Origin of the sequence: Aeromonas finlandensis, from assembly GCF_000764645.1 — a bacterium.
Classification (GTDB): domain Bacteria; phylum Pseudomonadota; class Gammaproteobacteria; order Enterobacterales; family Aeromonadaceae; genus Aeromonas; species Aeromonas finlandensis.
In genome coordinates, this window is record NZ_JRGK01000116.1 from 1 (window position 1) to 3,155 (window position 3,155).

Below are 3,155 nucleotides of genomic sequence, written 5' to 3' on the forward strand. Positions count from 1 at the left end.
GAATACGGTTGCCTTGAGAGCCATAGAAAACCTTGAACACCTGAATAAGAGAAGGGTGAGTGGGAAATACGGGCGCCAGTGTAATCAAAATCAGCGGCAGGTTCGACCATCCTGACCAAAGATTTCCCCTTCCCTGCCGGGATAAGTGCTTTAAAAGACACAAAAAACAAATGCCAGTCCGAAGACTGGCATTTGGCGGCATGGAGAAGCGACTCACTTCTCGGCGGACTGTACTCCGAACGCGTTAAGCAGCAGGCAACAGGTCACTGCCACGGCTACGAATCCGCTCAGAAAGATAAAGGGCATGGCCCCGTATCCCAGTACTGTCCAGATGGTGTGTTCAAGAAGACTCATTGTTGTGTCCTTCATCCGGTGAAAGGTGTGTTCCTTCTGGCGGATATTGGCTCCGCTCTTGATGCCACCATTTGACCTCAATCAGCGGTTGGGTCCTATGCCACCAAAGTGATAAATGCAGGGTTCATTTGCGCTGGATCAAGCTTTTTGGCCAAATATCCATGCAGTTCAAGCAATTACCACACCAATCAAGGATAGACACAAACACGGCAAGATAAAAAAACGCGCCGGATGGCGCGTTTATTGGACAGAACAGGCAAGGGATCAGTTGTCGCACAGATCGCTTGGCATATCCTGACGCAGGCGGGTCCATAGCTTGCCGGACTCGATACCGTACTGACGGACCGTCATGAACACGGCGTCGTGGTTCTTGGTCTCGGCCAGATTGAGCAGGGTCTTGTAGTAGGCATCTGCGGTCTCGCGAGCCTGCTTGTCGGAGAAATAGTAACTGCCGACCCGGCTATACAACCCTTTGAAACCGTTCAGGATCAGGGCGTAGATCGGATTGCCGGAGGCAAACGCCAGCTGGTGATGCAGGCGATAATCGAACTCGGCATAGGCTTGTGCGTTGTTCTCGACCCCATCGGCGCCACGCAGGATCTCGGCGGCCTGCTCCGGATTGTGGCGGATCGCCCCACGGATGAAGATGGTGCAGATGTGGGTACGGGCGGAGAGCAGCTGGGCCACCAGATCCGGCACCTTGTCCTGATCCAGACGGGCCAACGTCTCCAGAATATTGAGGCCGGAGGTTTCCCAGAAATTGTTCACCTTGGTCGGCTTGCCATGCTGTATGGTCAACCAGCCATCACGGGCCAAACGCTGCAGTACTTCGCGCAATGTGGTCCGTGTCACCCCGATCAACTCGGACAATTCACGCTCGGCGGGCAGAATAGATCCGGGAGGAAAGCGATTGTTCCAGATGGACTCGATAATGTATTCCTCGGCAAACCCTGCTGGGCTCTGCGCTTTTATGACCATGAAATGACTCTGTTGTAATACGTAAAAAGGCTGACGAATGATATCAAAGCAAGGAAGGGTGGCAAGCATAAGGTCAGTCCTCTGCTCACATCTGGCGAATATAGTGTTATGAATTTGTATTTAATCACCCAATCAGAGTCAGCCAGCACCACCCATGCGGATTATAAAACCATCACATGGTCACAATTGCAGCAATCATTGTGGTTACAAAACAACCACTTGGCCGCAATTCCACCAACCATTATTTATAATCGGTCCGATTTTTGATTAAAATCACGTGGAACTACCTTGATAAAGGCCACCATCCGGACAGCCAAACATCACTGCATAGATGCAGACCATGACCACAACCCCGAGACCCATCATCATGCCTATAAGCCTAGGGCAGGCATTTGCCAAGAACTTCTTGGGCAATGCGCCACAGTGGTATAAAAACGCCATTTTGTTGTTTTTGGTGATCAATCCGATTGCCTTCCATTTCGATCCTTTCATCGCAGGATGGTTGCTGATCGTCGAGTTTATCTTCACCCTCGCCATGGCCCTCAAGTGCTACCCCCTGCAACCCGGCGGTCTGCTGGCCATCGAAGCGGTGCTGATCGGCATGACCTCCGCCGATCAGGTCAAACATGAGCTGGTTGCCAATATCGAGGTATTGCTGCTGCTGGTGTTCATGGTGGCAGGCATCTATTTCATGAAGCAGTTGCTGCTCTATGTTTTTACCAAGCTGCTGATCGGGGTCCGATCCAAGATCCTGCTCTCCCTCTCTTTCTGTCTGGTCTCCGCGTTCTTGTCCGCTTTCCTTGATGCCCTCACCGTGATTGCCGTGGTGATCAGCGTGGCCACCGGCTTCTATGCCATTTACCACAAGGTCTCTTCCGGCAAGGAGTTTGGCAACCCCCACGACCATAGCAATGACCAGGAAGTGACCGAACTCAATCGCCAGGATCTCGACGACTTTCGTGCCTTCCTGCGCAGCCTGATGATGCATGCGGCCATCGGTACCGCCCTGGGTGGTGTCTGTACCCTGGTGGGCGAGCCGCAAAACCTTATCATCGGCGAGCAGGCGGGCTGGCACTTCGGCGAATTTGCCATTCGCATGTCCCCTGTAACAATCCCTGTCTTTATCTGTGGCCTGCTCACCTGCATGCTGGTGGAGCAGTTCCGCTGGTTTGGCTATGGTGCCCGCCTGCCGGACACAGTGCGGTCCATCATGGAGGAGTACAACCGCTACGAAGAGGCAAAACGCACGCCCCAGGACAAAGCCAAACTGATCGTTCAGGCATTGATTGCAGTCTGGCTGATCGTCGGTCTGGCCATGCACCTTGCGGCCGTTGGCCTGATCGGCCTCTCAGTCATCGTGCTGGCCACCTCGCTAACCGGCATTACCGAAGAGCATGCGCTGGGCAAGGCGTTTGAAGAGGCACTCCCCTTCACGGCCCTGCTGGCAGTCTTCTTCAGCGTGGTGGCGGTGATCATCGATCAGGAGCTGTTCAAACCGGTGATCCACTGGGTGCTCTCGGCCGAACCGGAACAGCAGTTGACCCTCTTCTATGTGGCTAACGGCCTCCTCTCCATGGTCAGTGACAACGTCTTTGTCGGTACCGTCTATATCAACGAGGTAAAGACCGCCCTGCTCAATGGCGCCATCAGCCGCGAACAGTTTGATCTGCTGGCCGTGGCCATCAACACCGGTACCAACCTGCCCTCGGTTGCCACCCCCAATGGTCAGGCTGCCTTCTTGTTCCTGCTCACCTCGGCACTGGCTCCGCTGCTGCGCCTCTCCTATGGCCGCATGGTCTGGATGGCGCTGCCCTATACCCTGG

The 3,155-nt window shown here is 54.2% G+C and carries 3 protein-coding genes; 1 reads left to right on the plus strand and 2 read right to left on the minus strand.

All coding sequences use genetic code 11. The features are described from left to right. Nucleotides 1-213: 213 nt before the first annotated feature. Together LD28_RS22250 and fadR are read right to left on the minus strand one after the other, a co-directional pair. Nucleotides 214-354: a TIGR02808 family protein gene (locus LD28_RS22250; RefSeq protein WP_005336889.1), complete on the minus strand. Its 141-nt coding sequence runs from the start codon at nucleotides 352-354 to the stop codon at nucleotides 214-216. 264 nt (nucleotides 355-618) lie between these two features. Beyond that, complete coding sequence (gene fadR, locus LD28_RS0110675) at nucleotides 619-1,332, minus strand: fatty acid metabolism transcriptional regulator FadR (RefSeq protein ID WP_033136950.1); 714 nt, start codon at nucleotides 1,330-1,332, stop codon at nucleotides 619-621. Between the two features lie 367 nt (nucleotides 1,333-1,699). Here fadR and nhaB point away from each other — a divergent pair. Continuing rightward, the coding region (nhaB, locus tag LD28_RS0110680) for a Na(+)/H(+) antiporter NhaB (protein ID WP_033136951.1) at nucleotides 1,700-3,155 on the plus strand (1,456 nt) is incomplete at its 3' end.